This is a genomic window from Streptomyces sp. NPDC058052, assembly GCF_042885515.1.
In the GTDB taxonomy this organism is placed as follows: domain Bacteria; phylum Actinomycetota; class Actinomycetes; order Streptomycetales; family Streptomycetaceae; genus Streptomyces.
In genome coordinates this window covers 123,767-149,221 of sequence record NZ_JBHVRX010000005.1, presented here as the reverse complement: position 1 = coordinate 149,221, position 25,455 = coordinate 123,767, and the positions used below count along the sequence as shown (strand labels likewise).

Annotated in this window: 26 protein-coding genes and 1 tRNA gene; 10 read left to right on the top strand and 17 right to left on the bottom strand. The window is 72.1% G+C overall.

Annotation, left to right across the window (positions count from 1 at the left end):
- Window positions 1-152 precede the first annotated feature (152 nt).
- Entirely contained in the window at window positions 153-2,411 is a 2,259-nt protein-coding gene (locus tag ACFVU3_RS09525) for a (Fe-S)-binding protein (protein WP_390065132.1), read from the top strand.
- Window positions 2,412-2,708: 297 nt separating this feature from the next.
- Window positions 2,709-3,542 carry a Yip1 family protein gene (locus tag ACFVU3_RS09520; RefSeq protein WP_390065131.1) on the top strand — a complete coding sequence of 278 codons (834 nt, stop codon included), beginning with the start codon at window positions 2,709-2,711 and terminating at the stop codon, window positions 3,540-3,542.
- Window positions 3,543-3,605: 63 nt separating this feature from the next.
- Here the strand turns inward: ACFVU3_RS09520 and ACFVU3_RS09515 are convergent, their stop codons facing one another.
- Together ACFVU3_RS09515 and dcd are read right to left on the bottom strand one after the other, a co-directional pair.
- Window positions 3,606-4,103 carry a phosphoribosyltransferase gene (locus tag ACFVU3_RS09515; RefSeq protein ID WP_024755952.1) on the bottom strand — a complete coding sequence of 166 codons (498 nt, stop codon included), beginning with the start codon at window positions 4,101-4,103 and terminating at the stop codon, window positions 3,606-3,608.
- Between the two features lie 14 nt (window positions 4,104-4,117).
- Window positions 4,118-4,693: a dCTP deaminase gene (dcd, locus tag ACFVU3_RS09510; RefSeq protein WP_062754053.1), complete on the bottom strand. Its 576-nt coding sequence runs from the start codon at window positions 4,691-4,693 to the stop codon at window positions 4,118-4,120.
- A 402-nt stretch (window positions 4,694-5,095) separates the two neighbouring features.
- Here dcd and ACFVU3_RS09505 point away from each other — a divergent pair.
- Window positions 5,096-5,166 (top strand) — tRNA-Gly (locus tag ACFVU3_RS09505).
- A gap of 125 nt (window positions 5,167-5,291) precedes the next feature.
- Here the strand turns inward: ACFVU3_RS09505 and ACFVU3_RS09500 are convergent.
- Window positions 5,292-6,017: a TetR/AcrR family transcriptional regulator gene (locus tag ACFVU3_RS09500; RefSeq protein WP_390065129.1), complete on the bottom strand. Its 726-nt coding sequence runs from the start codon at window positions 6,015-6,017 to the stop codon at window positions 5,292-5,294.
- A gap of 109 nt (window positions 6,018-6,126) precedes the next feature.
- Here ACFVU3_RS09500 and ACFVU3_RS09495 point away from each other — a divergent pair, with 109 nt between their 5' ends.
- Window positions 6,127-7,218: an alpha/beta fold hydrolase gene (locus tag ACFVU3_RS09495; RefSeq protein WP_390065127.1), complete on the top strand. Its 1,092-nt coding sequence runs from the start codon at window positions 6,127-6,129 to the stop codon at window positions 7,216-7,218.
- Window positions 7,219-7,619: 401 nt separating this feature from the next.
- Here ACFVU3_RS09495 and ACFVU3_RS09490 read toward each other — a convergent pair whose 3' ends face one another.
- From ACFVU3_RS09490 to ACFVU3_RS09480, 3 genes are all read right to left on the bottom strand, one after another.
- Window positions 7,620-9,230 carry an AMP-binding protein gene (locus ACFVU3_RS09490; protein ID WP_390065125.1) on the bottom strand — a complete coding sequence of 537 codons (1,611 nt, stop codon included), beginning with the start codon at window positions 9,228-9,230 and terminating at the stop codon, window positions 7,620-7,622.
- The gene (locus ACFVU3_RS09485) at window positions 9,227-10,120 is read right to left on the bottom strand and encodes an alpha/beta fold hydrolase (protein WP_390065123.1); all 894 of its coding nucleotides are present in this window, start codon (window positions 10,118-10,120) and stop codon (window positions 9,227-9,229) included. Before ACFVU3_RS09485 ends, ACFVU3_RS09490 begins: the two co-directional genes overlap by 4 nt.
- Before the next feature lie 137 nt (window positions 10,121-10,257).
- Entirely contained in the window at window positions 10,258-11,649 is a 1,392-nt protein-coding gene (locus tag ACFVU3_RS09480; RefSeq protein ID WP_390065121.1) for a DHA2 family efflux MFS transporter permease subunit, read from the bottom strand.
- A 513-nt stretch (window positions 11,650-12,162) separates the two neighbouring features.
- On the opposite strand from ACFVU3_RS09480, the gene ACFVU3_RS09475 reads away from it, so the two are divergent.
- A complete protein-coding gene (locus tag ACFVU3_RS09475) occupies window positions 12,163-12,384 on the top strand; it encodes a hypothetical protein (protein WP_390065120.1) in 222 nt (73 codons plus the stop codon).
- 474 nt (window positions 12,385-12,858) lie between these two features.
- Here ACFVU3_RS09475 and ACFVU3_RS09470 read toward each other — a convergent pair whose 3' ends face one another.
- Window positions 12,859-13,710, bottom strand: a complete 852-nt coding sequence (locus ACFVU3_RS09470; protein ID WP_390065118.1) for a helix-turn-helix transcriptional regulator — start codon at window positions 13,708-13,710, stop codon at window positions 12,859-12,861.
- 148 nt (window positions 13,711-13,858) lie between these two features.
- On the opposite strand from ACFVU3_RS09470, the gene ACFVU3_RS09465 reads away from it, so the two are divergent.
- Complete coding sequence (locus ACFVU3_RS09465; protein ID WP_390065116.1) at window positions 13,859-14,662, top strand: alpha/beta fold hydrolase; 804 nt, start codon at window positions 13,859-13,861, stop codon at window positions 14,660-14,662.
- A gap of 223 nt (window positions 14,663-14,885) precedes the next feature.
- On the opposite strand, the gene ACFVU3_RS09460 is transcribed toward ACFVU3_RS09465, so the two are convergent.
- Both ACFVU3_RS09460 and ACFVU3_RS09455 read right to left on the bottom strand, forming a co-directional pair.
- A complete protein-coding gene (locus ACFVU3_RS09460; protein WP_390065115.1) occupies window positions 14,886-15,101 on the bottom strand; it encodes a DUF6243 family protein in 216 nt (71 codons plus the stop codon).
- A 195-nt stretch (window positions 15,102-15,296) separates the two neighbouring features.
- Window positions 15,297-16,178 (bottom strand): aldo/keto reductase, encoded by an 882-nt coding sequence (locus ACFVU3_RS09455; protein WP_390065113.1) that lies wholly within the window; start codon window positions 16,176-16,178, stop codon window positions 15,297-15,299.
- A gap of 56 nt (window positions 16,179-16,234) precedes the next feature.
- On the opposite strand from ACFVU3_RS09455, the gene ACFVU3_RS09450 reads away from it, so the two are divergent.
- Window positions 16,235-16,909, top strand: coding sequence for a DNA-binding response regulator (locus ACFVU3_RS09450; RefSeq protein WP_390065112.1), 675 nt, complete (start codon window positions 16,235-16,237; stop codon window positions 16,907-16,909).
- A gap of 139 nt (window positions 16,910-17,048) precedes the next feature.
- A complete protein-coding gene (locus tag ACFVU3_RS09445; RefSeq protein ID WP_390065110.1) occupies window positions 17,049-17,945 on the top strand; it encodes an NAD-dependent epimerase/dehydratase family protein in 897 nt (298 codons plus the stop codon).
- Window positions 17,946-18,023: 78 nt separating this feature from the next.
- On the opposite strand, the gene ACFVU3_RS09440 is transcribed toward ACFVU3_RS09445, so the two are convergent.
- The 5 genes from ACFVU3_RS09440 to ACFVU3_RS09420 form a co-directional block, all read right to left on the bottom strand.
- A complete protein-coding gene (locus ACFVU3_RS09440; RefSeq protein WP_390065109.1) occupies window positions 18,024-18,476 on the bottom strand; it encodes an iron chaperone in 453 nt (150 codons plus the stop codon).
- 202 nt (window positions 18,477-18,678) lie between these two features.
- Window positions 18,679-19,122, bottom strand: coding sequence for a pyridoxamine 5'-phosphate oxidase family protein (locus ACFVU3_RS09435; RefSeq protein WP_390065107.1), 444 nt, complete (start codon window positions 19,120-19,122; stop codon window positions 18,679-18,681).
- Window positions 19,119-19,391, bottom strand: a complete 273-nt coding sequence (locus tag ACFVU3_RS09430; protein ID WP_390065106.1) for a hypothetical protein — start codon at window positions 19,389-19,391, stop codon at window positions 19,119-19,121. Before ACFVU3_RS09430 ends, ACFVU3_RS09435 begins: the two co-directional genes overlap by 4 nt.
- 21 nt (window positions 19,392-19,412) lie before the next feature.
- On the bottom strand, window positions 19,413-19,823 hold the full coding sequence (locus ACFVU3_RS09425) for a VOC family protein (protein ID WP_390065104.1): 411 nt from the start codon (window positions 19,821-19,823) through the stop codon (window positions 19,413-19,415).
- 80 nt (window positions 19,824-19,903) lie between these two features.
- Window positions 19,904-20,440, bottom strand: a complete 537-nt coding sequence (locus ACFVU3_RS09420) for a hypothetical protein (protein ID WP_390065102.1) — start codon at window positions 20,438-20,440, stop codon at window positions 19,904-19,906.
- Window positions 20,441-20,608: 168 nt separating this feature from the next.
- Here ACFVU3_RS09420 and ACFVU3_RS09415 point away from each other — a divergent pair, with 168 nt between their 5' ends.
- Complete coding sequence (locus tag ACFVU3_RS09415) at window positions 20,609-21,286, top strand: TetR/AcrR family transcriptional regulator (RefSeq protein ID WP_390065100.1); 678 nt, start codon at window positions 20,609-20,611, stop codon at window positions 21,284-21,286.
- On the opposite strand, the gene ACFVU3_RS09410 is transcribed toward ACFVU3_RS09415, so the two are convergent.
- Entirely contained in the window at window positions 21,283-22,746 is a 1,464-nt protein-coding gene (locus ACFVU3_RS09410; RefSeq protein ID WP_390065099.1) for a hypothetical protein, read from the bottom strand. The genes ACFVU3_RS09415 and ACFVU3_RS09410 overlap by 4 nt on opposite strands.
- Window positions 22,747-23,029: 283 nt before the next feature.
- Between ACFVU3_RS09410 and ACFVU3_RS09405 the strand changes: the two genes are divergently transcribed.
- Window positions 23,030-24,001 carry a D-2-hydroxyacid dehydrogenase family protein gene (locus ACFVU3_RS09405; protein ID WP_390065098.1) on the top strand — a complete coding sequence of 324 codons (972 nt, stop codon included), beginning with the start codon at window positions 23,030-23,032 and terminating at the stop codon, window positions 23,999-24,001.
- 104 nt (window positions 24,002-24,105) lie between these two features.
- On the opposite strand, the gene ACFVU3_RS09400 is transcribed toward ACFVU3_RS09405, so the two are convergent.
- Both ACFVU3_RS09400 and ACFVU3_RS09395 read right to left on the bottom strand, forming a co-directional pair.
- On the bottom strand, window positions 24,106-24,462 hold the full coding sequence (locus ACFVU3_RS09400) for a GntR family transcriptional regulator (protein WP_390065097.1): 357 nt from the start codon (window positions 24,460-24,462) through the stop codon (window positions 24,106-24,108).
- A gap of 2 nt (window positions 24,463-24,464) precedes the next feature.
- Window positions 24,465-25,430 carry a hypothetical protein gene (locus ACFVU3_RS09395; RefSeq protein ID WP_390065096.1) on the bottom strand — a complete coding sequence of 322 codons (966 nt, stop codon included), beginning with the start codon at window positions 25,428-25,430 and terminating at the stop codon, window positions 24,465-24,467.
- Between the last annotated feature and the right edge of the window lie 25 nt (window positions 25,431-25,455).

Sequence of the window (25,455 nt, the reverse complement as noted above, 5' to 3'; positions counted from 1 at the left end):
TCACCGCGAGGGCCGCTACAAGAGGGGCGCCCGTACCGGTAATCTCAGCACGGACTAATTAAGTTACCGCTTAGTAGGCTCTGGGCGATGGTGAGGGTGAGGCGAGCACAGGCCGCCCCCGCCGCTCCCCGGGCCCGCCCGAGGAGCCCGTCATGCAACTCGCCGCGATCATCGTGTCGCTGACGCTGACCGTGGTCGGCGTTGCCCTGCTCGCTCGCGCCATCGGCCAGTTCGTCTCGTACTTCAAGCTCGGCCAGCCGGTCCCGGCCGGGACCCGTACGGACAACCCCTACCAGCGCAGCGTCACGCTGGTCCGGGAGTTCCTGGGCCACACCCGGATGAACCGCTGGGGCATCGTCGGCTTCGCGCACTGGTTCGTCGCCGTCGGCTTCCTGACCCTGCCGCCGACCCTCGCGCAGGCGTTCGGCCAGCTCTTCCAGGCCGACTGGACGCTGCCGATCATCGGCGGCTTCCTGCCGTTCGAGCTCTACATCGAGTTCATCGGCGTCATGACGATCCTCGGCATCGCCGTCCTGATCGTGATCCGCCTGCTCAGCCTGCCCGGCCGCGCCGGCCGCAAGTCCCGCTTCGCCGGCTCCAAGGCCGGCCAGGCGTACTTCGTCGAGTACGTGATCCTCACCATCGGCCTCGCGATCTACGTGCTCCGCGGCCTGGAGGGCGCGATCCACCACGTCGAGCACTACGAGGCCGCGTACTTCGCCTCGTACCCGCTCGTCCTGCTCTTCAAGGGCCTCTCCCTCTCCACCCTCCAGACGCTCATCTACTTCACCGCCATGGTGAAGATCAGCACCTCGTTCATCTGGATGATCGTGGTCTCGCTGAACACCAACATGGGCGTCGCCTGGCACCGCTTCCTCGGCTTCCCGAACATCTGGTTCAAGCGCAACGCCACCGGCGAGACCGCCCTCGGCGCGCTCCAGCCGATGACGACCGGCGGCAAGCCGATCGACTTCGAGGACCCGGGCGAGGACGACGTCTACGGCGTCTCCCAGGTCGAGCAGTTCTCCTGGAAGGGCCTCCTCGACTTCTCCACCTGCACCGAGTGCGGCCGCTGCCAGTCGCAGTGCCCCGCCTGGAACACCGGCAAGCCCCTCTCCCCCAAGCTCCTCATCATGTCGCTGCGCGACCACGCGCACGCCAAGGCGCCGTACCTGCTCGCGGGCGGCGGCAAGGACATGGAGGGCAACGAGAAGGCGACCGAGGAGCAGCTCAAGGACGTCCCCGCGGCCGCCCTCGCCGAGGCCGAGCGCCCGCTGATCGGCACCGCCGAGGAGAACGGCGTCATCGACCCGGACGTCCTGTGGTCCTGCACCACCTGCGGCGCCTGCGTCGAGCAGTGCCCGGTCGACATCGAGCACATCGACCACATCGTCGACATGCGCCGCTACCAGGTGATGATCGAGTCCGCGTTCCCGTCCGAGGCGGGCACGATGCTCAAGAACCTGGAGAAGAAGGGCAACCCCTGGGGTCTCGCCAAGAAGCAGCGCGTCGAGTGGACCAAGGAGGTCGACTTCGAGGTCCCGATCGTCGGCAAGGACATCGAGGACCTCTCCGAGGTCGACTACCTCTACTGGGTCGGCTGCGCCGGCGCCCTGGAGGACCGCGCCAAGAAGACCACCAAGGCGTTCGCGGAGCTGCTGCACATCGCGGGCGTCAAGTTCGCGATCATGGGCGGCGACGAGAAGTGCACCGGTGACTCCCCCCGCCGCCTGGGCAACGAGCCGCTGTTCCAGCAGCTCGGCCAGGAGAACGTCGCGATGCTGAACATGGCGTTCGGCGAGGACGACGAGGACGAGTCGACGAAGAAGCCGAAGTCGGCGAAGAAGATCGTCTCGACCTGCCCGCACTGCTTCAACACCATCGCCAACGAGTACCCGCAGCTCGGCGGCGAGTACGAGGTCATCCACCACACCCAGCTGCTCCAGCACCTCATCGACGAGGGCAAGCTGATCCCGGTGACCCCGGTGGACGGCCTCATCACCTACCACGACCCGTGCTACCTGGGCCGTCACAACAAGGTCTACACGCCGCCGCGCGAGATCATGTCGGCCGTCCCGGGCCTGCGCCAGCAGGAGATGCACCGCCACAAGGAGCGCGGCTTCTGCTGCGGCGCCGGCGGCGCGCGGATGTGGATGGAGGAGCGGATCGGCAAGCGCATCAACACCGAGCGCGTCGACGAGGCCCTCTCCCTCAACCCGGACATCGTCTCCACCGCCTGCCCGTTCTGCCTCGTCATGCTGACCGACTCGGTCAACGGCAAGAAGAACGACGGCAAGGCCAAGGAGAGCCTCCAGGTCGTCGACGTGGCCCAGCTGCTGCTCGACTCGGTGAAGACGCCGATCGACCCGGAGCCGGAGCCCTCGGCCGAGGAGCCGGAGCCGGTCGCGTAACGGCACCGCGCCGCGGAAGGGCCGTCCCACCTGGTGGGGCGGCCCTTCGCCATGTCCGGGAAGCGTGGAGGACTCCAGCGGGGTCTCGCTGCCGACCCCACGGACACCACGGAGGCCACGGAGGCCACGGACACCACGGCACCACGGACCACGCATCGAGCGAGACGATCCGTCCGTTTTGTCGCGGCGGCCGCGCGACCGTCCGGCGGCCCGGGACCCCCCGGAGGTCCCCTAGGGGATGTCACAGCTCAGCACCGAAGGAGCGGGGCCCCCGCGGAAACGGGTACGTTCATGGACGTGGCTGGATTCAGGAACGGACGCGGCCGGGACAACCGCCCCCCGCAACAGCATCGACCGCAGCAGGCGCCGTACGGGTACAACGCGACGCCTCCGCAGGCGTACCCGCAGCAGCAGTGGCAGCAACAGCCACAGCAGCAGCAGCCCTACGGGGAGCCCGAGTACTTCGGCGACCCGCACGCGCAGCACCACCACGCGGCGGCGGCGAACAACCCGGGCCACACCCAGATGTTCAGCGTCGACGACCCCTACGGCCAGCAGGGCGGCCACCAGGCTCCCCCGGCCCCGGTGGGCCCGCGCCTCGGCTGGAAGGCCCTGCTGAGCGGCATCGTGCTGCGCCCGGCGGACACCTTCCTCCGGATGCGCGACCACGCGGTCTGGGGCCCGGCGCTGATCGTCACCTTCCTCTACGGCCTGCTGGCGATCTTCGGCTTCGACCAGGCCCGCGAGGAGGTGCTGAACGCGACGCTCTCCAGCACCATCCCGTACGTCCTGATGACCGGCGTCGGCTTCGTCGTCGGCGGACTGATCCTCGGCGCGGTCACCCACACCCTCGCCCGCCAGCTCGGCGGCGACGGCGCCTGGCAGCCCACGGTCGGCCTCTCCATGCTGATCATGGCCCTCACGGACGCCCCCCGCCTCCTCTTCGCCCTCTTCCTGGGCGGCGAGAACGGCCTGGTCCAGGTCATCGGCTGGCTCACCTGGCTCGCCGCCGGCGCCCTCTTCACCCTCATGGTCAGCCGCTCCCACGACCTCCCGTGGCCCAAGGCCCTCGGCGCCTCCGCCATCCAGCTGGCGGCCCTCCTGAGCCTCATCAAGCTCGGCACGCTGTAGCGACGGCACACGAAGGGCCCCCGCCGGAAACCCGGCGGGGGCCCTTCGCGCGTCAGGGGAGGCTCAGGCGTCGAGGACCTGGCCCTCACGCTTCACGACGGGCGGCTCGACCGACCAGGGGAAGTTGATCCACTCGTCCGTCTTCTTCCACACGTACTCGCACTTCACGAGGGAGTGCGACTTCTCGTAGATGACGGCGGAGCGGACCTCGGCGACGTGGTCGACGCAGAAGTCGTGGACCAGCTTCAGCGTCTTGCCGGTGTCCGCGACGTCGTCGGTGATCAGGACCTTCTTGTCGGAGAAGTCGATCGCGTCCGGCACGGGCGCCAGCATGACCGGCATCTCCAGCGTGGTCCCCACGCCCGTGTAGAACTCCACGTTCACGAGGTGGATGTTCTTGCAGTCGAGCGCGTAGGCCAGACCGCCGGCGACGAAGACGCCGCCGCGGGCGATCGAGAGGACGATGTCAGGCTCGTAGCCGTCGTCGGCGATGGTCTGCGCCAGCTCGCGGACGGCCGTCCCGAAGCCCTCGTACGTCAGGTTCTCGCGTACTTCACTCATGTCCGGCTACCGCCTCACACCTGGGTCCGATGGAAGTTCATGAAGGAACGGGAGGCCGTCGGTCCCCGCTGCCCCTGGTACCGGGAGCCGTACCGCTCGCTGCCGTACGGGAACTCGGCGGGCGAGCTCAGCCGGAACATGCACAGCTGCCCGATCTTCATCCCCGGCCAGAGCTTGATCGGGAGGGTCGCGAGGTTCGACAGCTCCAGGGTCACGTGCCCCGAGAAGCCCGGGTCGATGAACCCGGCCGTCGAGTGCGTGACGAGCCCGAGCCGCCCGAGGGAACTCTTCCCCTCCAGCCGCGACGCGATGTCGTCCGGCAGGGTGATGACCTCGTACGTCGACGCCAGCACGAACTCGCCCGGGTGCAGGATGAACGCCTCGTCACCCTCCGGCTCCACCTCGCGCGTCAGGTCGAGCTGCTCGATGGCGGGGTCGATGTGCGGGTAGCGGTGGTTCTCGAACACCCGGAAGAAGCGGTCGAGGCGCACGTCGATACTGGACGGCTGCACCATGGATTCGTCGTACGGGTCGATGCGCACCCGCCCGGCATCGATCTCGGCCCGGATGTCCTTGTCTGAGAGAAGCACGCCCCCACGATACGCAGAGGGCGCGGACCTCCCCAATCGGGACCGGTTCCGCGCCCCGCCCAGGTCAGCGCTGCTGGACCTCCACCGGCACCGCGTGCCTCAACCGCGCACACCGCGGACACCGGATGAGCCGCCCGGGCCCGATCCGCCCGGCCCCGAGCTGCTGAAGCGGAAACGAGGCGGTACTGAACACGTGCCCTTCGGCACAGCGGACGACGGTGCGTTCCACGGAACCCATCAAGTCCCTTCCCCTACACACATGCTGGACGAGGAAGCCACATTAGGGGATCAACGGGACACCCTCCACGCGGCACTCCGACCCACCGAGGAGAGGCGAACTACGCCACGAGTGGCGCATGGGGTACAGTGTGCAACGATGCGACCGGCTCATCCGGCCGCAATGCGGATGTAGTTTAATGGTAGAACATGAGCTTCCCAAGCTTATAGCGCGGGTTCGATTCCCGTCATCCGCTCTCCTTACGAAGCCCCAGGTCAGCGACCTGGGGCTTCGTCGTTCGCCGAGACACCCACCGCGACGACCACGCCTGGCCGAGGGCTCGGCCGCCGGTGGCGCCGTCGGCGCGGAGACCCCAGCGGCTCACCGGGGGATCAGGGCCGCCACCCCGTCGAGGATCCGCTCCAGGCCGAAGTCCAGCGGGCTCCCGTCCCGCGGAGCGAAGGCGCCCGCCGCGATCGCCTCCGTCAGGGCGGGAAAGCGCTCCTCGTGCCGCTCCATGACCTCGGCCGTCAGCCGCGCCCACTCTTCGCTCGCGGCCTCGTCCTGGTCGACGTACCGCTGAGCGACATAACGAATGTGGCCCACGAGCAGCAGAAACGTGTCATGTCGCTGGGGGGCGGACAGCCCCGTTCCGGCCAGCACGGCCAAGGCCGTGTCCAGCCACTCGAGTTGATGAGGGCCCATCATCTGGCGGCGCGTGCCGGTCGCCGCCAGGATCCACGGGTGGCGGCGGTACATCGCCAGGCACTGCCGCGCCCACTCGGTCAGTTGCGGGCGCCAGCCGCCAGGGATGCCGGCGACGGCTGCCGGGGGGCCGATCGCGAGGTCGACCATCAGGTCGAGGAGTTCCGTCTTGCCGGGAACGTACCGGTAGAGCGCCATCGCGGTGACGCCGAACTCCTTGGCGACCCGCGCCAGCGAGACCGCGGCCAGGCCCTCCCTGTCGGCGATCCCGATGGCCGCCTCCGCGATCCGCCCCGCGGTGAGCGAGGGCTTCGGGCCCCTGCTCGGCAGCTCCCGCTCACCCCAGAGCAACGCGAAGCTCGCCTTCACGTCGACCTGCTTCGGGGACTTCTTCGCGACCACCCGCGCCTCCTTCACCGATATCCGTTGACACCTCACCCTAACTGTTTATAGCGTATAGCCAATCGTTTACGTCATATACAGTTTTCCTCGCGGGAACCAGGGAGTCGTCATGATCGCCACCATCGCCATCACCTCCGCAGCTGCTCTCCTCGCCGCGCCCGCGATCGGCGTCCTCGGCCACCGCGCCCTCAAGCGTTCACGCAACGACTCCCTGATGAAGATCACTTCCCGGAACGGGATCGACGAGCAGGGCTTCGTCCGCATCGGCGGCATCGAGCAGTGGATCTCGATCCGCGGCGAGGACCTGGCCAATCCGGTCGTCCTGGAACTGCACGGCGGCCCCGGAGCCTCGACCGCGATCTTCGGGCCGCGCACGAGATCCTGGGAGAAGCACTTCACGATCGTCCGCTGGGACATGCGCGGCACCCTCAAGACCCTCGGCCGCAGCGGTCCGGAAGGTCAGGGCGAGATGACCTTCGACCGGATCTACGCGGATGCGGTCGAGGTCACCGACCACATCCGCACCCGTCTGGCCGTCGACAAGGTCGCGCTGCTCGGCCACTCCTACGGAAGCGCCTTCGGCCTGCGGCTCGCCCGCGAGTTCCCCGAGCGCTACTCCGCATATGTCGGCACCGACCAGAACATCCACGACGCCGGTCGCGACAACTCCGTACACCAGGCCCTGCTCGCCCGGCTGCGCGCGGCCGGAAAGCGCAAGGAACTGGCGGCGGTCGAGGCGCTCCACCCCGATGAGCGTCAATGGACGGCCCGCGAACGCGCGATGCACGCCAAGCTGCTGGCCACCAGCGACCCCCTGACCCTGGAGACGATGAAGAAGATCGTCATGGGGTCCCTGTGGTTCTCACCGCTGCACTCGCTGCGCGAGCTGGGGCGCTTCCTCAAGGGAATGACCCTCTCGGAGCAGATCGCTCAGGGCACCGCCGGGTTCGACGACTGGGCGGACGGCACGACGTTCGAGCTCCCCTTCTTCCTCTTCCAGGGCGAGAAGGACGTCCTCACCTCGCCGGAACTCGCCCGCCGGTTCTTCGACGACGTCCAGGCGCCGGTGAAGGCTTTCGCGCTGATCGAGGACTGCAGCCACTTCGCGGCGTTCCGACACCCGGGCCGGTTCCTGGAGCTGCTCCTGACCCATGTGCGTCCGCTCGTCACCGGAGAGTCGGCTCTCGCCGCAGAGGCATGACCTGGGTGTCGCTCAGCCGGCCGAACGGCCGCAGGATCGCTCCCGTGATCCGGGCGGACATGCCGAGACCCCACGCGAAGCCCGGTCCAGCCCGTGCCCCGTCCGTGCCCTTCGGAGCGGTGAACAGCGGTCGGCCCAGGTGACCCCAAGGTGGCCGGAGACGCCGCACCTCGGGACGATTTCGCAGGTCAGGCACCCGGTGGTCGAGCTGGGTGCCGGTGACTCCCAAGCTTGTAGCGCGGGTTCGATTCCCGTCATCCGCTCTTGAACGAAGGCCCAGGTCTCTGACCTGGGCCTTCTTCGTTGTCGAGATCTCTCGAGGCTGCCGTGGCCTCCGCGTGAGCCCGCTCCTCCTCAGCGACGTGAGCTGGCCTCATCCCCCTACGCTGCGGGGCTGCCGCTCAGGAGAGTGCCCGGCGGAGTGCGTGCTTGTCGGGCTTGCCGATGCCGCTGAGCGGGATGGACTTCAGGACGTGGAACGTGTGGGGGACATGGAGACCGCTCTTGCGGGCGGCGACGAAGCGGCGCAGCTCGTCGGCGTCGGCGCTGTGGCCGCGGGCGGGCACGACGGCGGCGTGGACGTGCTCGGACGTGCCGTCGTGGCGCATGCCGAAGACGGCGCACTGGGCGACGGCGGGGTGGGCCGTCAGCACCTCCTCGATCTCGCTGGGATAGACGCGGGTTCCGTCGACGGTGATCGTGTCGTGGCCTCGGTCGGCGAGGAAGAGGTAGCCGTCGTCGTCGAGGTAGCCGATGTCGCCGGTGCGCACCCAGCCGTCGCTCAGTACGCGGGCGGTCAGTTCGGGCTGCTTCCAGTAGCCGTTCATGGCGCTGTGGGCGCGGGCGTGGATCTCGCCTTCGCTGCCGGTCGGGAGGGCGCCGCCGTGCGGGGCGACGACGCGGAGTTCGACGCCGGGCATGGCGCGGCCGACTGTGATCTGTCCGTGCCGGCCGACGCGGTCGTGTTCTTCGGGGCCCACCTCGGTGAGCCCGAGCGTCTCGTTCTGCCCGTACCAGCTGTGCAGCACCTTGCCGAAGACGCCTTCGGTCTGCCGCAGCCTGGACGTCGACGCCGGGCTGCCGCCGTAGGTGACCTGCCGGACGCTGGAGGTGTCGGTGGCGGGCAGCGCGGGATGGTCGAGGAGCTGGTGCAGGAGAGGCGGCTGGAGGAACAGCCGGGTCACCCGCTCGCGTTCGATCGCCGCGAGGGCCTCGCCGGGCTCGAAGGCGGGCTGGAGGACGACGGAGCCGCCCTGGAGGAGCGCCACGTCCGCCCAGAGACCCGCGATGTGCGTGAGCGGCGTGCATGCCAGATAGCGGGGCGGGGCGCCCGTGGGGGTGCACAGGTGGTCCAGGGTGCGGCGGTACGGTCCGTGCTTCATCTGCAGGCTCTTCGGCAGCCCGGTCGTGGTGCCGCCGGTGTGGCGGATGCACCAGTCGTCGGCCGCGCCTACGGGCACGGTGACGGGTGCCGACGGCTGCCCGGCCGCCGCCGCGCGGATGTCGTCGGCGTGCGGATGCGGGCCCAGCGTCGCCAGCATCGGCACGTGAAGAAGCGGCTTCAGCCGGTCCAGGTCCGCGTACCGGGTCGGGTCGACCAGCAGCAGTTCGGTGTCGGCGACGTCCACCAGGTGCGCCAGGGCGCCCGCGTTGAGCCCGTCGTACAGGGGTGTCACGCGCGCCCCGGCCAGGTTGGCCGCGTAGCGCGCGACGAGCGCCTCAGCGGTGTTGCCGGTGAGCAGCGAGACGGTCTGCCCGCGCCGGACGCCACGCGTGATCAGCTCTCGGGCGAGCCGGTGGACGCTGTCGCGCAGCTCGCCCGCGGTGATCTGCCGGCGGTCAGGGCAGATGATCGCGGGCAGGCCGGGATCGCGCGCCAGGGTGCTGAGGACGGCTTCCGTGTAGGGGACGAAGCCGTGGTCGGCCGTCCCGGGCCGGAGGTCGGTCATCTGTGCCTCTTCGTAGGTGAGGGATGCGGTGGCGGACTGGTCGTGGGCCTCCGGAGCCGTCACGGGACCAGGGCGGCCGGCCTGGCGTGGTCCTCGAGGGCGGTGAGGTACGGCAGGTCGTCGAGGGGCTGATCGGTGAAGAAGCGATCCAGCAACTGGGACATCTCCGAGGGGCGTTCGAGGTGGCAGAGGTGGTCGGCGCCCCGGATCAGGGTGAAGACGCTTCCGGCGATGGTCGCGGCGACCTCGCGCCCGAGGCCGGGGTGGGTGAGGCTGTCGTGTTCTCCGGTGAAGACCAGCGCCGGAACGTCCCGGACACCGCCGGGCCGTAGCCCCTGCCAGTCGATGACACGGTAGGTCGAGGCGAGATGCCGGGGGATGTCGGCCTGCGTGACCGATCCCATCGTGCGGGCGAGGACGCGGGTGACGACGGCGCGCTTGTGGACGTCCCGCTCGGCGGAGGACAACAGGGCTGCGATGCTCATTCGGGCGTAGGCGCCGGCGTCTCCGGACTCCAGGGCGTCGGCCATCGTCCGCAGCGCGGCGCGCTGGTCCGGCGGGTAGACGGGAGCGGCGCCCACCAGGGCCAGACGGGCGACGCGTTCGGGATGCTCCTGGGCCAGGCCGTAGGCGATCGGCATGGCGTAGGAGGCCCCGAAGAGGTTCACCCGTCCCAGGCCCAGCTGGTCCAGCAGGTCCGCCAAGGCGCCGGTCAGGAAGTCGAAGCCGAACGAGGCGGGCAGTACATCGGCCGCGCCCGATCCCGGCAGGTCCACGCTGATGACGGTCGCGGACTCCAGCCAGCGCGCTTCGAGCCGCTGATAGGCGTACATGTCCTGGAAGGCGCCGCCGAGCACGACGACGGGCTCGGTGGCGGGAGCGGCGTTCTCGACGATCCGGCACCGGTAGCCGAAGCCGTCGAAGGCGAGGTGACGGATCCTCTCGATGTTCATGCCCGGTCAACAGGGACGTGCGGGCATAGGTCACGCGACGGGTGATCATCTGGCCCTTCCCGTCACGCGCGGCCTGTCCGGGAGCCCTCCGGCCGCCGGCTTGACGGACGGGCCGGCGGAGGGCGGCGGCGTGGCCGTCAGGGTCGTCCTTCGGCTGGTGCCAGAGGCGCTGAGGCCGCGGCTCGGTGGCCAGGCAGCAGTGCCGCCGCGATGACGGCGCAGAGGGCAAGGGCGGCTGTCAGGCCGAAGGCGTGGGCGAAGGCCGTGGCGGTGTGGCCTCCGCGCTGGAGCAGGACGGCAAGGGCGGCGATGCCGAAGGAGCCGCCGAGCTGCTGGAGGATGCGCGTTGTGGTGCTGGCGTCCGCGACCTCGGAGTCGTCCAGTCCCTGATAGGCGCCGACCGTGACGGCGAGGCTGACGGCGCTCGTACCGAGACCACGGAAGAACAGAGCGACACCGACGATCGAGCCCTCACCCACCGAGGCGGCGAAGGGCCACGTCGCGACCGCGCTCAGCAGCAGGCCGGTCACCACGACCGGACGCGGCCCGATCCTGTCGGTGAGCACACCGGCCACCCGCGCCGCCAGCGCGCCAATGCCCTGCGGAACGAGCAGGAGGCCGGTGGCGACGACGCCCTTGTCGAGTACGAGCTGGCAGTACAAGGGCAGCAGGAACAGCCCTCCGTACATGGTCGAACCGCCGACGAACATCAGCACCGACGTCGCGGCGAAGGAGCGCAGCCGAAACAGACGCATGTCGATGAGGGGCGCACTGCTCCGCAGGCTCCGTCCGACGAATGCGACGACCAGGACGGCCCCCGCCGCCATCGGCAGGAGTGCCCGCCCTTCTCCCTCGGCGTCCTGGCCGCCGCACTGCGAGAGCCCGTACACGAGCGCGGTCAGGCCCAGGCAGACCAGCACCAACCCCACGACATCGAGGCGGGAAGCCCGCCGGCGGGTATCCGGGGGCAAGCCTCGCCAGGCGAGGAACAGCGCGAGCGCGCAGACGGGCAGGTTGACGTAGAAGATCCAGCGCCAGTCGAAATGACCGAGCAGCAGCCCGCCGAACACCGGACCCAGGACTGGACCGAGGAGAGCCGGCAAGGAGACGACCGCGATGAGCCTCCCGACCTGTCGGCCGCCGCAGGCCCGGATGACGATGGTCTGCAGGACCGGCATCATCAGCCCTCCACCGGCCCCCTGCAAAGTTCTGAACACGATCAGCGACCCGGCGCTCCAGGCGCAGGCGCACAGCAGCGAACCGACGGAGAACAGGGCCAGCGCGCCCAGCCAGACCCGCCGCGTACCGAACCGGTCACCCGCCCAGCCGCTCATCGGCATGACCATCGCGAACGCCAGCAGGTAGGCGGTACTCACCCACTGCACGGTCGTCGTCGGGACGTCGAGGTCGTCGGCGAGGGCATCGACCGCGACGGAGACGATCGTGCTGTCGAGCAGCGGAGCGAAGGCACCCACAGCGAGAACGCCGCACAACCTGAGCAGGGCGGGATCAAGGCGTTCCTCGGGCATGTGGCCCCCTCGGTCTACACGGATTCGCTCCAGCCCTCGGGGTCCGAAGGCCGCGGAGAAGGAAGGGCGGAGCAGCCACCGCGGAATGCGGTGGGTGCTCCGCCACGCAGCGACCGCCCACCGATGCCGTGGAGAGGATGCGCCCCGACAACGATCAGAAGGCCGATGCCGTCACGGGCCGCCGCCCCGCCGCCCCGGCGCACACGCCGGACTCGGGCCGCCGCCCCGCCGCCCCGGCGCACACGCCGGACTCTGGGGCTGCGGTCGGCCCACTGGCACTGGGCGGTCGCTCGTCCTGGCATGAGAGGAGCAACTGGCCGCCACCCTCGATCACCATCCGAGCCGCTCAGCCGACCGTGCCCCAGCCGTGCGCTTCGGAGCGGTGATTCCCAAGCTTGTGGCGCGGGTTCGATTCCCGTCATCCGCTCTTCTTATGAAGTCCCAGGTCGGAGACCTGGGGCTTTTGCTTCTCGGCGAGACTCTTCTCAGCTACGCGGGCGCATACTGGCAGCAATGACAAAGCCCAGTGCACCGAAGCGTTTCTTGCCCACCAGCCCCTTCAAAGCCCCGGTCGCGCTGCCTCCCAAGCGGTTCGCCGTAGGCGACCAAGTCACACACGACGTGCACGGCCTCGGCCGGGTCGTCGGCATCGAGGACGGGATCGCGGCGGTCGTGGATTTCGGCTCGGCGCAGGAGCGGATCCTGAGTCCGTACGCCAAGATGAGCAAGCTGTAGGACCCCGTGCTCGGTCGCGGCACCCCAGACGCGTTCACGGACCCACGAGAAAGAGGACCCTCTCATCGACCTGACCTCGCCGTTCTCCGCTCCGGAAGAGGCGTCCCCCTGCGCCGCCGCAACATCACCGCAGCCCAGCACCCATCCCTTCCAGGCGGCCGACTTCGGGGAGCTCGACACCTTCCTGTCCGACGAGGACGCGCAAGCGTCGGCCTCGGGCAGCGTGGCCCGGCCGTGCCCCTCGGGGCGGTGAACAGCGGTCGACACGGGCGTCTCGGGACCGGCGAGGAATGCCGTACCGAGAAGCGTTTCCACAGATCGGACCACAGCTGATCGAGACGGGCGTCGGTGATTCCCGAGCTTGTGGCGCGGGTTCGCTTCCCGTCCTCCGCTCCATGACGATGCCCCAGGTCAGAGACCTGGGGCATCGCTGTCGTCGAGACCTCTCCGCCATGCGCCCCCGTGTGCTGCCCGTCAGCCGGACGCGGTGAACTGGCCGGTGCCCACGACCTTGAGGAGGGCGAGGCGTTCGGCGGTGTCACTGGCGACGGGCGGGGTGTACAGGACCACGCGCTGGTCTCCCTCCGGGGCGAGCAGGACCTGGCAGTCCAGCTCGACCGGGCCGATCAGCGGGTGCACGACGCGCATGCGCGAGGCCCTGCGTACGGAGACCTCGTGCAGCTCCCACAGGGCCGCGAACTCCTCTCCGAGCCCCAGGAGCCGCTGCACCAGGCGCGTCGCGGCGGGGTCGCCGGCTCTTCTGCCCACGGCCGCCCGGAGGTCCGCCACGTGCAGCCGGCTGTAGTAGTCGTGCTCCTCCGCCGGGTACGCGGCGCGCTGGGCCGGGTCGGCGAACCAGCGCCAGACCACGTTGCGGCCGTGCTCGGACACCGTGCACACACCGCCCAGCAGGGCTTCGGCCATCGCGTTCTGGGCCAGGACGTCACCGAGGTCGCCGAGCACCTGGACCGGGGTGGCGGGCAGCTGGTCCAGCAGGTGCAGCAGCCCGGGTCCGACGTGGTCGCCCGTGGTCCGGGCTGCGGGCGGGCGCCGGCCGGCGAGGAGGTGGAGGTGGTCGCGTTCGTCGTCGGACAGGCGCAGGGCGCGCGCCAGGGCGGCGAGCATCTCCGGCGAGGGCTGCGGGCCGCGAGCCTGTTCGAGGCGGATGTAGTAGTCGGCCGACATGCCGGCGAGCTGGGCGACCTCCTCGCGGCGCAGGCCCGGCGTCCGCCGCCGCGGTCCGACGGGCAGGCCGGCGTCCTGGGGCCGTACCCGGTCACGGGAGCGGCGCAGGAAATCGGCGAGTGCCTCACGGTCGATCTTCATACGGTCATCCTGCCGGACGGTCCGGGGCCCAGACAGGGACTGCCGATCCCAGGGCAGGGAGGGCTCTCCCGACCCTCTCCCAGCGGCGGCACCGTGGGTCTGGCCGGAGCACGAACGCCCCGGTCGACACAGCAGCAGGGAGCACCCCATGGCCATCGTCTCCGTCGACGGCGCGCAGGTCCACTACGAGAAGACCGGCTCGGGTCCCGCCCTGGTCCTGGTCCATGGCACCGGGTCGGCGGGCGCCGCCGTCAACTGGGGGCAGACGGCGCCCCGGTTCACCCCGCACCGCACGGTGATCACTCCCGACCTCTCCGGCACCGAGGCCACCGACGACGACGGCGCTCCGCTGACCGCCGAAGGGCTCGCCGCCCAGGTCATCGCCGTCATCGAGGACGCGGCGGACGGGCCCGTCGACCTGCTCGGCTTCTCCATGGGCTCCACCGTCGCCGCCACCGTCGCCGCCCTGCGCCCCGACCTGGTGCGACGCCTGATCCTGGTCGCCGGCTGGGCCCACACCGACAGCGACGAGTACCTGCGCAGCCTCTTCACCCTCTGGCAGGACCTCGGCACCTCCGACCCCGCCTCCTTCGGCCGCGCGGTGGCGATGACCGGCTTCAGCCGCGGATTCCTCAACTCCATCGGCCGCGAACAGTTCGAGGCCCTCATCCCCAACATGCCGCCCACCCGCGGCACCCTGCGCCACATCGCCTACGACCTCAGGGTGGACATCCGGCCCCTGCTGCCCCGCATCGAGGCCCCCACGCTCGTGATCGGAGGCACCCAGGACATCACCGTCCCCGTCGAGCACAGCCGAGCCCTCCACGCCGCCATCGCCGACAGCTCATACGCCGAGATCGACGCGGGCCACGTCATCTTCTTCGAGCAGGAGGACGCCTTCGTCAAGCTCGTGACCAACTTCGTCGACGACCCCGCGACGGCCGGCGCGTGAGGCGACCGTCACCGTGCCGAGCGCCTGCCCCAGCCGTGCCCTTCGGCACGGTGTGCAGCGGTCACCACCGGTGCGGACAGCCCCTGCCGCGAGACCCGCGACAGAGGGCACCTGCCGCGGTCCCGGGCACACGCCGACGATCCGCCTCCCGGGGCGGGGGCGGGTGCCGGCCGGGCGCGGGGAGGGCGGGTTCGAGGGTGGCCCGGCCCGGGAGGGCGGGGTGTCAGCTCTGCGGGGTGTCGCCGTCCGTCTGTGCGCCGCCTTCGGCCGTGCCCGTCTTCTCGCGCATCTTGCGCAGCAGCTCCGCCTTGCGGTCGGCGGCGCCCTGGCGGTCGAGGTTGCGGTGCGGCCCGTTGTTCTGGCGCTCGGCGCGGGACTGCCTCTTGCGCTGGCCTCCGCCCTGGCCCACGGGGTTGTTGATGTTCTTGCTGTCGGTCACGGGTTCTCCCGGTAGTGGATGTGGAGTGATCTGCGGGTTCGTCGGTGGGGACGGGGGTCGACGCCGAAGGGCGCCGGCGGAGGCCCGTCACGCGCTCACTCGAACATGGGCGCCTGGAAGAACATGCCGAAGACGTTACCCGCTTCCGTCGCCCCCGCACGCCGGGCCGCGAGGCGACGGAAGCGGGCGCGCCGGTCAGTGGTGGGGGAGGTCGGTGAGGTCGGAGAGGTCCTGGGGGGTGAGGGGGACGGTGGGGGCGGCCTGGTTCCGCGCGAGGTGGGTGAGGGAGGTCGTGCCGGGGATGGGAAGGAGGGCGGGGGACTGGGCCAGGGTCCAGGCGAGTTTGACCTGGGCGGGGGTGGCGCCGTGGCGGGCGGCGATGCGGGAGAGGGGTTCGGTCGGTTCGGGGCGGCCGAACGTCTCCAGGGAGAAGAAGGGGACGAAGGCGATGCCGCGGCGGGTGCAGGCGTCGAGGACGTCCGGGTGCGGGCGGTGGAAGAGGGCGTACATGTTCTGGACCGCCGCCACCGGGGCGATGTCCTGGGCCCGGTCGAGTTGGGCGACGGTCGTGTTGCTGAGGCCCAGGTGGCGGATCGTGCCCTCGTCGCGGAGGGCGGCGAGGGCGGCGAAGCGGTCGGTGAGGGCGGGGCCTTCGCCTTCGTCGCCGTGGAGCCGCAGGTAGACGAGGTCGAGGTGGTCACGGCGCAGTTCGCGCAGGGTGCGGTGGACCCCCTCGACGAGTTCGGCGGGGCCCGCGGGGGCGCCCCAGGTGCCGTCGGGGTGACGGACGGGGCCGACCTTGGCCGCCAGGACCAGGCCCTCGGGGTAGGGGTGGAGGGCTTCGCGGATCAGGCCGTGGGCGGAGAGGGCGCCGTGGAAGTAGAACCATGCGGTGTCCATGTGGTCGACGCCGAGTTCGACGGCCCGCCGCAGGACGGCCATCGAGGCGGCCGGGTCGTTGGCGGGTCCGGCGAGCTCCCGGGCCGGGAGGCGCATGGTCCCGAAGCCCATGCGGGCGACGGGGAGGTCTCCGCCGAGGAGGAAGGGGGAAGGCGGCGTGCCGTGGGCTGTCGTCATGACACGGATCCTCGGGAACCGTCGTGCCGGCGGCGAGCGGGTGGCAGGTTGGTGCCATGACGACGGGGATCGTGACGCTGCGGGGCGAGGAGGAGCTGGCGCGGCGGGCGGGCGCGCTCTTCGCGGGCGCCCGGCGGGAGTTCCTGTGCGCCGCCGGGGAGGCCGGGACCTGGTCGGCGGCCGCGGCGACGGCGGCCGGCTCCCGGACCGAGGTCGCGGAGGGGCTCGTCGTACGGAAGTTGTACGGGCCCGACGCCCTCCTGGCCTCCGGCGGGCGGGAGTTGCTCGTCCGTCTCGCCGCCGCCGGGGCCGAGGTGCGGATCTCGCCCGCTCCCCCGGCCCAGGAGGCGATCGTCGTCGACCGGCGCCTCGCCGTGCTCGCCGGTCCCCGCCCGCCGGGCGGAGGACCCCGTACGTACAGCGTGCTCCGGGAACCGGGCGTGGTGGACGGCGTACGGGCCCTGTTCGGCACGGCCTGGGAGACCGCGGCGGAGCTCACCGTCCACCTGCGGGCGCCGCTTCCGCGCCTCGACGCCGACGGACGGGCCGTCCTGCGCTCGCTGGCGGCCGGCCACACCGACGAGACGGCGTCCCGTCTCCTCGGCCTCTCCCTGCGCACCTACCGCCGCAGGGTGGCCGCCCTGATGACCGCCCTCGGCGCGCGTTCCCGCTTCCAGGCCGGCCTGATGGCCGGCGAACTCCTGGGGGCGGGGCGGCCGGAGGACGGGTGAGGGCATCCGAGGCCGGCGTCCGGAGCGATCGGGACGCCGGGTGCGTGACGCGCATCACACGCCTTCCGGTGGGCGGGGATGTCACGGACTGCGGGTCTGGCCAACCTTCTCTTCTGTAGCCACCAGGAGGTTGTTGACCATGAGGATCCTGCTCGCCGGCGCGACCGGCGCCATCGGACGCCCGCTGACCCGCGCCCTGACCCGGGAGGGGCACGAGGTGATGGCCCTGGCCCGTTCGGAGGGGTCGGCGGAGACGGTACGCGCGCTGGGCGCGACGCCCGTCCGCGCGGACGCGCTCGACCGGGAGGGCCTGCTGCGGGCGCTGGACGGGCTGACCGCCGACGCGGTGGTCCACCAGCTGACCGCGCTCAAGGCTCCGCGGCTGAGGCTCACGGCGGACGATCCGAGCAATGTGCTGCGGGAGCGGGGCACGGCGCACCTGCTGGAGGCGGCGGGGGTGCTCGGGGCGGCCCGGTTCGTCACCCAGTCGCTGGTCCTGGGGTACGGCTACCACGACCACGGTGACCGGCCGGTCACCGAGGAGGACCCGTTCGGCGTCCGGAACGGCACGGTCGCGGACCATGTGATCACGGGCCTCGTGGAGGCGGAGGAGCGGCTGTTCGCCGCCGGCCACGTGGCGGGCACGGCGCTGCGGTACGGCGTCTTCTACGGCCCCGGCACCTGGTTCGACCCGACGCCGGGCAGCCGCCCGTTCCCCGTCTCGCTGGGCGGCGGCGGGACCATGTCGTGGGTCCACGTCGAGGACGCGGCCGCGGCGACGGTCGCGGCGCTGGAGCGGGGCCGGGCGGGCGAGGCGTACAACATCGTCGACGACCGGCCGTCCACCTGGGGCGAGCTGGCCGCCGCCCGCGGCTCCCGGCTCCGGCTCCCCGGCCGGCTGCTCCGTCTGGCCGTCCCCTACCTGGGCGCCCTGATGCTCGACACCCACCTGCGCGTCTCGCACGCGAAGGCCACCCGCGAACTCGCCTGGGCCCCCCGGTACGGGGACCACAGGGCGGGAATGCGGGCGGTCTGACGCGAGCGGCGAGCGCTCCGGGCCGGGGCCCGCGGGGCCGCGGGGACGGGAGCGGTCAGGCCGCGGGGACGGGGGCCGTCAGGCCGCGGTGGCCTTCTTGATGAGGGCCTCGATGCGGGACTCGACCTCGGGGGTGAGCGTGGTGAGGGCGAAGGAGGTGGCCCAGATGTCGCCGTCGTCGAGGGTGGCGAGGTCGCTGAAGCCGAGGGTGGCGTAGCGGGCCTTGAACTTGGCGGCGCTCTGGAAGAAGAAGACGACCTTGCCGTCCTTGGCGTAGGCGGGCATGCCGTACCAGGTCTTGCAGGTGAGGTCGGGGGCGACCTTCTTGACCAGGGCGTGGACGCCCTCGGCCAGGGCACGGTCCTCGTCGGCCATCTCGGCGACCTTGGCGAGGAGGTCGGCCTCGCCGTCGGCCTTGGCGCGGGCGGAGGGGCGGCCCTTGGTGGTCTTCAGCTCCTTCGCGCGCTCCTTCATCGCGTCCCGCTCGTCCTCGGTGAAGCCGTCGTAGGACTTGGTGCTCTTGGTGGCCATGGTCGTTTCCCCTCGTCGTGGTCCGTGCCGCTGTGGTGCGTCTTTCCCGGTGTGGTGCGTCTTTCCCGGTGTGGTGCGTGGTCCCGATGTGGTGCGTGGTCCAGCTGTGGTGCGTGTTCCCGGTGTCGTGCGTGGTCCCGGTGGTGTTCTCCAGGCTAGGTTCCGGGGTTTCCGGGCGCTTCTCCGAAACTGACGGGCCGGCTCAGGCGAGCCAGGCGCCGTCGCGCATCAGGGTGCGGCCGTCGAGTTCGTCGGCCTCGCGCCAGGCGTGGACGCGGCGGGGCCGGATCAGGAAGTACTGGTACGGCTGGGCCAGTTCGCGCGGGTCGAAGCCGGTCTTCGCGGCGAAGGCGTCGCCGGTGCCGGCGGGCAGGTCGGCGAGGTCCACGGGCTCGGCGGTGCCGTCGATCATCACGACGTCGCGGGTGGGGCCGAGGGCGAGCCGGACGCGGCCGTCGGCCAGCAGGTTGCGGCCGGTGAGGGAGGCGCGCGGGGTGGAGATCAGGACGCCGGCGCCGTCCCAGAGGAAGGAGAGCGGGACGAGGTGGCCCTGGGTGGCCACCCAGAGGTCCACGTCGGTCTCCAGCCGGGTCAGGGTGTCCTTGAGGCGTTCCTCGCGGGGCCTCGGCGCGGGTGCGGTCGTCATGCGGTCGTCCCCCATCGGTTTCTTCCCCGGGTGGCGCTTCCCCGGGTCGTGCGGAGTGCGGTGACGAAGGCGTACGGGGTGGTGCCGTACGCCTGGGTGAAGCTGCGGTGCAGGGCCCCCGCGGTGAGGCCCGCGGCCCGGGCCAGGGCCGGTACGTCGAGCGGGCGGGCGTACTCGCGGTCGATGCGGTCGCGGATCCTGCGCAGGTCCCTCAGCGCCTGGAGCCGTACCGCCGTGGTGCGGGCCGCCGCCCATGCGGGATGGCACATGCCGGTTCCCCCCTCCGGGTCTCAGCCCAGTTCCTGGATGCGGATCAGGTTGCCGGCCGGGTCGCGGAAGGCGCAGTCGCGGACGCCGTAGGGCTGCCGGGTCGGCTCCTGGACGACCTCGGTGTCGCCGGCGGAGACCTTCTCGAAGACGGCGTCGAGGTCGGGAGCGGCGAGGAGGATCCAGCCGTACGTGCCCTTCGCCATCATCTCGGTGATGGTGCGGCGCTCGTCCTCGGTGATGCCCGGGTCGACGGCCGGCGGGGCGAGGAGGATCGAGGTGCCGGGCTGTCCGGCGGGGCCGACGGTGATCCAGCGCATCTTGCCCTGGCCGACGTCGCTGCGGACCTCGAAGCCGAGGACGTCGCGGAAGAAGGCGAGGGAGGCGTCGGGGTCCTCGTGCGGGAGGACGGTGGTGTGGATGGTGATGTCCATACGGATCAAGGTAGTTGGCGGAACGCGGGCCCGCTTCTCGAATCCTGACCGGAGTCGCGGGGGAGGGCCGGCGGAGGGGGTCAGACGAGGGTGACCGCCGTGACGGCGAGCGCGGAGCCGGCGAAGACGAACGCGTGCCGCACGTTCTGGAGGGTGCGGGTCCAGGCCGGGAAGGCGCCCTCGGCGGCCTTGAGGAAGGCGGGGACGTCGATACGGACCAGCTCGGGGTCGCCCTTGCGGCGGAAGGCGGCGGCGACGGACCGCGCGGCGCCGAGCTGGCTGTGCAGGATCGCGAGGTTGGCGAGGAAGGCGATCGAGGAGAAGACCCAGGTCAGCGTGGTGCCCCAGGAGCCGCCCGCCAGGTTGAGGGCGGCGACGGCGAGGTTGACGGCGGCGAAGGCGCCGGGGGCCCACCACTCGTGGCCGCTCGCGTCGAAGCGGAGGCCGTTCTCCTCCAGGACCTGGGGGCGGACGCCCTGGCGCCCCAGTTCGGTGCAGGCGGCGGCCTTGGCGGCGGGGCCGAAGCGGTGGCGCAGGAGGGGGATGCTCAGGAAGGCGAGGGCGACGGAGATCTGGGCGACGGCGGCGACGACGGCGGTGGCGGTGGGCGCGTTCATGACGGGTCCTCGTGCTTCTCTGTCCGGGTCCCACTTGCACTTAGTTCAAGTGGCGTTGCCAGAACCATAGAGAGCAGCTTGAACTAAGTGCAAGAGTTTTCTTGAACTAAGTACAAGAGTCTTCTTGAACTAAGTGCAGTCCTCGCCCGGGTGACCTATCGTGACCCCATGCCCCGCCCCGCCCTCACCCGCGACCAGATCGTCACCACCGCCGTCGAGCTCCTCGACGAGGACGGCCTGGAAGGACTCAACATGCGCGCCCTCGGGCAGCGCCTGAACTCCGCCGCCACCGCCGTCTACTGGCACGTGAAGAACAAGGACGACCTGGTCGCCCTCGCCGGCGACCGCGTCTGGGACGAGATCGGGCTTCCCGACCTCGCCGCCGTCGACTGGCGCACCGCCGCCACCGCCATGGCCGGCGACCTGCACGCCGTGTTCACCCGCCACCCGTGGCTCGTGCAGGCCCTCGCCACGCACCTCTTCCACGGCGAGGCCAAGGCCCGGCACGACGACCACAGCCTCGCCGTCTACGAGGCGGCGGGCTTCACCGGCTCCGAGGCCGACCGCGCCGCCGCCGCCGTGTTCACGTACGTCCTCGGCAACGCCTCCGGCGCCTCCGCCACCGCCGCCCTCACCCGCCGGATCCAGCGCGAGGGCCGCGACCCCGAGGAGGTCTTCGCCGCCACGATGAAGGAGGCCGCCGAGGCCGCCTCGCGGTTCCCCCGCCTCAAGGCCCGTGTCGACGCCATGGACACGGCCGCCGCCGCGTACGCCGAGGCGCCCGACGACACCTTCGCGTTCGGCCTCGCCGCGCTGCTCGACGGCCTCGCCGCGCGGCTCCCCTAGGCCGTCCCGGCGCCGCGCGGGCCCTCCGGCGCCTTCGGCACTGCCGGGCCGTCCGGCCTTCCCGGCCCCTCCGGCGCCCCCGGACCCTCCGGCTCCCCCGGTCCGTCCGGTGCGCCGGGCTCCCGCGGTCCGCCGGGCTCCCCCGGTCCGCCGGGCTTCCCGGACCGCTCGGCCTCGGCCGGCTCCGCCGGTTCCGCCGCGAGGAAGTCCGTCACCGCCAGGGCGAAGAGGAGGGCCAGGGCCAGGCCGATCACGACCCAGCCGGTCGGGTGCGGCCAGAGGACGAAGGCGAGCGCGGCGGCCGCCACCAGGATCCACACGATCCAGGTGTGGAAGCGCCGTACGAACGGGCCGACCGGGCCCAGCCGCATCCCCGACCGGTCCGCGGTCGTGCGGCTGGCGGCGATGCCCGAGTGCCACAGGCCGCGCACCAGGACGGCCGGGCGGCTCGGCCCGGAGAGCCAGGCGACCAGCGCGACGAGGACGCCGATCACCGCGAAGACCCGGACCGAGGTGCGCAGGAAGCGGATCAGGGTGTCGTAGACCGCGCCGGCCGCCGCCGGGGAGACCGAGGCGGGCAGGGCGTTGAGGTAGACCGTACGGAAGACCGTGAGGGCGATCCCGAGGACGAGGGCCGCCACCGCGAAGCCCAGGGCCCCGGCGACCAGCGCCCGGCGCTTGCGCACCGCGAGCAGCACCCCGCCCGCCACGCACAGCACGGCGATCACCGGCAGCCACACGCCCAGCGTCTGGAGCAGCGCGAAGCCGGTCTTCGCCTTCCCGATGTCGTCGGAGCGCAGGACCGTGAAGTCGGTGTGGATCTCGGGGATGTTGGAGGCGACCGTGAGCCCGGAGTCGACGAGACGTTCCTTCACCCGGTCGATGACGGGTGCCAGGTCGATCGTCACGCTGTCCGTCTCGATCTTCACCGCCCCGTCCTCGTCACCGGTCAGGGCCCGGTCGAGGGAGGTGTGGATGGCCCGGTTGGCGTCGGCCCAGATCGTCTGGAAGGCCGGAGAGGCGACGACGTCCTGGGCCCGGTCGTGGACGAAGCTGGAGAGCGCGCTCTCCAGCGAGCCGCCGAGCTTCCCGAGCGCCTTCTCCACCAGCGGGCGCTCGGCGGGGGCCACGCCTTCGAGGAGCGCGGGGAGGTCGACGTGCTCCATCACGGCGCCGGTCACCCGGTTCGCGACCGCCGCCTGCACGTCCGGGTCGGAGGCGAGCGGGGTCACCGTCTGCACGTAGCGGTCGGTGTCGCCGAGGATGTCCGCGGTCCAGGCGGCGACCAGACCCAGCGGCACGAGGAGGCAGCCGAGGAACACCAGCACCCCGGAGAAGAACGAGCGGAGCCGGTGGTGCTCCCGCCGGGGCGGGCCCTGCGTGGACGTGGCTTCGAGTGCCGCCACCCGGGCCCGCAGCATGGTGAGTTCGTCGTCGGCTCCACCGCTTGGTGCTCCCATGCGGCCACTGTGGGGCCGGGCCGGGGTCCCGGCGCTCCGGGCGGTGCCGAACGGGTGAGCCGCCGGACCGGGGACCGGGCGGACGGGCGGGCGGGCGGGCGGACGGGCGGACGGGCGAGCCGCAGGACCGGCGACCGGGGAGGCCGGGCACCCCGGGCACCACCCGACAGCGCGCCGGGCACCCCCCGACACCCCCGGACACCACCCGCCGCCCCGGGCACCTCCGGGCACCCCCGGGCAGGCGGCGCTGCGGCGGCGCGGGCCGGTGCGCGATCATGCCCGTATGACTCCGCTGCCGCGCTGTGCCGTGCTCGACGACTACCAGGGTGCCGCCCTCTCCTCCGCCGACTGGAGCCCGCTCGACGGGCGGGTGGAGGTACGGGTGCTGCGCGAGCACCTGACGGACCGGGACGCGCTCGTCGCCGCCGTCGGGGACTGCGAGATCCTGGTGGTCATGCGCGAGCGGACGCCGCTCGACGCCGCCCTGCTCGACCGGCTCCCCCGGCTGCGGCTGGTCGTCACCTCGGGGATGCGGAACGCCTCGGTGGACCTGGCGGCCTGCCGGGAGCGCGGGATCACGGTCTGCGGCACGGCCAGCGGTTCCGAGCCGCCCGTCGAACTCACCTGGGCGCTGATCCTGGGGCTCGTCCGGCACGTGACGACGGAGGCCCGGGCGCTGCGCGAGGGCGGGCTCTGGCAGTCGACGGTCGGCGGCGACCTGGCCGGCCGCACCCTGGGCCTGCTCGGCCTGGGGAAGATCGGCGGCCGGGTCGCCGCCGTCGGCCGCGCCTTCGGCATGGACGTCCTCGCCTGGAGCCCGAACCTGACGGAGGAGCGGGTCGCCGCGCACGGCGGGGGCGTCCGGCTGGCGAAGGACAAGGCCGAGCTGTTCGCGGGCAGCGACGTGGTCTCGCTGCACCTGGTGCTCTCCGACCGCACCCGCGCCCTCGTGGGCGAGCAGGAGCTGCGGGCGATGCGGCCGGGCGCGTACCTGGTGAACACCTCGCGGGCCGGGCTGGTGGACGGTGCGGCGCTGCTGCGGGCGCTGCGCGAGCGCTGGTTCGCCGGGGCGGGGCTCGACGTGTACGAGACCGAGCCCCTGCCGGCCGGCGACCCGTTCCGTACCCTCCCGAACGTGCTCGCCCTCCCCCACCTCGGCTATGTCACCGAGGCGAACTACGCCCGCTACTTCGGGCAGGCGGTCGAGGACGTGGAGGCGTACCTGGCGGGCGCGCCGGTCCGCGTGCTGGAGTAGCCGCCGCCGGAGCCACGACCGCGACCACGACCGCGGCCACGGCCACGACCACGACCGGGGCCACGGGGCGACGGCCTCTGGAGCGACGGCCGCCCCCACAGCTGCTATTGGAGTCCGGCGCGGGCCAGGTCGAGGAACTCGTCGTCGGTGAGGCCCATGTCGCGGGCCTCGGCGGCGGCCTCGCGGAGGCGGGTGACGAGGCGGGCGCGGTCGGGGGCGGTGGCGCCGGGGACGATGAGGGCGCCGCGGCCGCGCCGGAGTTCGATGAGGCCCTCCTCGCGGAGCCGCTGGTAGCCGCGGAGGACGGTGTGGACGTTGACGCCGAGGGAGTCGGCGAGTTCCCGGGCGGCCGGGAGCCGTTCGCCGGGGGCGGCGGTGCCGTCGGCGAGGGCTCCGCGGACGCAGGCGGCGATCTGGTCGCCGAGCGGGACGGAGGAGGCGGGGTCGACACGGAAGAGCACGGTCAGAGCCTTCCACGGCGTTCGACGAGGGTGTTGAGGAGGGCGGCGGCGGTCCGCGCGTCGGGCACGGTGACGGCGAACTCGCGCCCGTTCCCGCGCCGGACGACCAGGGCCTCGCCGGAGCGGAGGATCACTCCGGTGCGGTGGGCGCGGACCCGGTAGCCCCAGCCGCCGAACTCGCGGAGCGCGGTCACGTCCCGGACGTCGGCGCCGGTGATGTCGGCGAGCGGCACGTGGACGCGGGGGCGGGGGGCGAGCGTCGAGCGGACGGTGAGGCCGTGGCGGTCGACGTTGACGCGGACGCGGGCGAGGGCCAGGCCGGGGAGGCCGACGAGGACGGCGAGCAGGAGCAGCGGCCAGGGCCCGAGGAGCGCGGCGACGGTGCCGCCGGCGAGGAAGAGCAGGCCGAGCGCGGTGAGCGGGCCCGAGGCGGTGGCGCGGGACCAGCCGGCGACCTCGCCGGCGCCGAGGTCGAGCCGGGGCGCCTCGGGGTCGGGGGCGGTCCCCGGGCCGGCGGGCGCCTCCGGGACGAGCCGGGAGAGGCCGTGTCCGGCGAGGGCGAGGACGGCGCCGGCGCCGGCCGCGACGGCGAGGTGGGAGAGCGGCGAGACGACCCGGGCGGGGTCGGCCGCGTCGAGGTTGTCGCCGACGACGAGGCAGAGCAGCGTGCCGAGCAGACCCGCGGTCAGCCAGGCGCCCCACAGCGCGTTCCGCTGGACGAGGACGGTCCAGCCGGCGCCGAGGGCGAGCAGCAGCGCCGTGCCGACGAGGGCGAAGGCGGTCCTGCCGGTGAAGCCGTCGGCCTCGCCCCCGGTGGAGAAGTGGGTGGCGAGCGGGTCGGGCAGCCGGTCGGACCATGCGGCGACGAGCAGCGGGTACGTGGTGGCGGCGAGCACGAACGGCAGTGCGGCGAGGGCGCGGAGCCGGGGCGGGACGCGGAGCGCGGCGGAGAACGGAGCAGTGGTCATGTGAACCTCCCTTGTTCGCACTCTA

Coding starts and splice junctions, on each gene's coding strand:
- ACFVU3_RS09410 (WP_390065099.1), bottom strand. CDS start 22,746: ATGGGAGCACCAAGCGGTGGAGCCGACGACGAACTCACCATGCTGCGG.
- ACFVU3_RS09440 (WP_390065109.1), bottom strand. CDS start 18,476: ATGGCCACCAAGAGCACCAAGTCCTACGACGGCTTCACCGAGGACGAG.
- ACFVU3_RS09435 (WP_390065107.1), bottom strand. CDS start 19,122: ATGACGACCGCACCCGCGCCGAGGCCCCGCGAGGAACGCCTCAAGGAC.
- ACFVU3_RS09465 (WP_390065116.1), top strand. CDS start 13,859: ATGGCCATCGTCTCCGTCGACGGCGCGCAGGTCCACTACGAGAAGACC.
- ACFVU3_RS09405 (WP_390065098.1), top strand. CDS start 23,030: ATGACTCCGCTGCCGCGCTGTGCCGTGCTCGACGACTACCAGGGTGCC.
- ACFVU3_RS09445 (WP_390065110.1), top strand. CDS start 17,049: ATGAGGATCCTGCTCGCCGGCGCGACCGGCGCCATCGGACGCCCGCTG.
- ACFVU3_RS09470 (WP_390065118.1), bottom strand. CDS start 13,710: ATGAAGATCGACCGTGAGGCACTCGCCGATTTCCTGCGCCGCTCCCGT.
- ACFVU3_RS09455 (WP_390065113.1), bottom strand. CDS start 16,178: ATGACGACAGCCCACGGCACGCCGCCTTCCCCCTTCCTCCTCGGCGGA.
- ACFVU3_RS09525 (WP_390065132.1), top strand. CDS start 153: ATGCAACTCGCCGCGATCATCGTGTCGCTGACGCTGACCGTGGTCGGC.
- ACFVU3_RS09495 (WP_390065127.1), top strand. CDS start 6,127: ATGATCGCCACCATCGCCATCACCTCCGCAGCTGCTCTCCTCGCCGCG.
- ACFVU3_RS09480 (WP_390065121.1), bottom strand. CDS start 11,649: ATGCCCGAGGAACGCCTTGATCCCGCCCTGCTCAGGTTGTGCGGCGTT.
- ACFVU3_RS09450 (WP_390065112.1), top strand. CDS start 16,235: ATGACGACGGGGATCGTGACGCTGCGGGGCGAGGAGGAGCTGGCGCGG.
- ACFVU3_RS09485 (WP_390065123.1), bottom strand. CDS start 10,120: ATGAACATCGAGAGGATCCGTCACCTCGCCTTCGACGGCTTCGGCTAC.
- ACFVU3_RS09415 (WP_390065100.1), top strand. CDS start 20,609: ATGCCCCGCCCCGCCCTCACCCGCGACCAGATCGTCACCACCGCCGTC.
- ACFVU3_RS09475 (WP_390065120.1), top strand. CDS start 12,163: ATGACAAAGCCCAGTGCACCGAAGCGTTTCTTGCCCACCAGCCCCTTC.
- ACFVU3_RS09395 (WP_390065096.1), bottom strand. CDS start 25,430: ATGACCACTGCTCCGTTCTCCGCCGCGCTCCGCGTCCCGCCCCGGCTC.
- ACFVU3_RS09420 (WP_390065102.1), bottom strand. CDS start 20,440: ATGAACGCGCCCACCGCCACCGCCGTCGTCGCCGCCGTCGCCCAGATC.
- ACFVU3_RS09515 (WP_024755952.1), bottom strand. CDS start 4,103: ATGAGTGAAGTACGCGAGAACCTGACGTACGAGGGCTTCGGGACGGCC.
- ACFVU3_RS09425 (WP_390065104.1), bottom strand. CDS start 19,823: ATGGACATCACCATCCACACCACCGTCCTCCCGCACGAGGACCCCGAC.
- ACFVU3_RS09430 (WP_390065106.1), bottom strand. CDS start 19,391: ATGTGCCATCCCGCATGGGCGGCGGCCCGCACCACGGCGGTACGGCTC.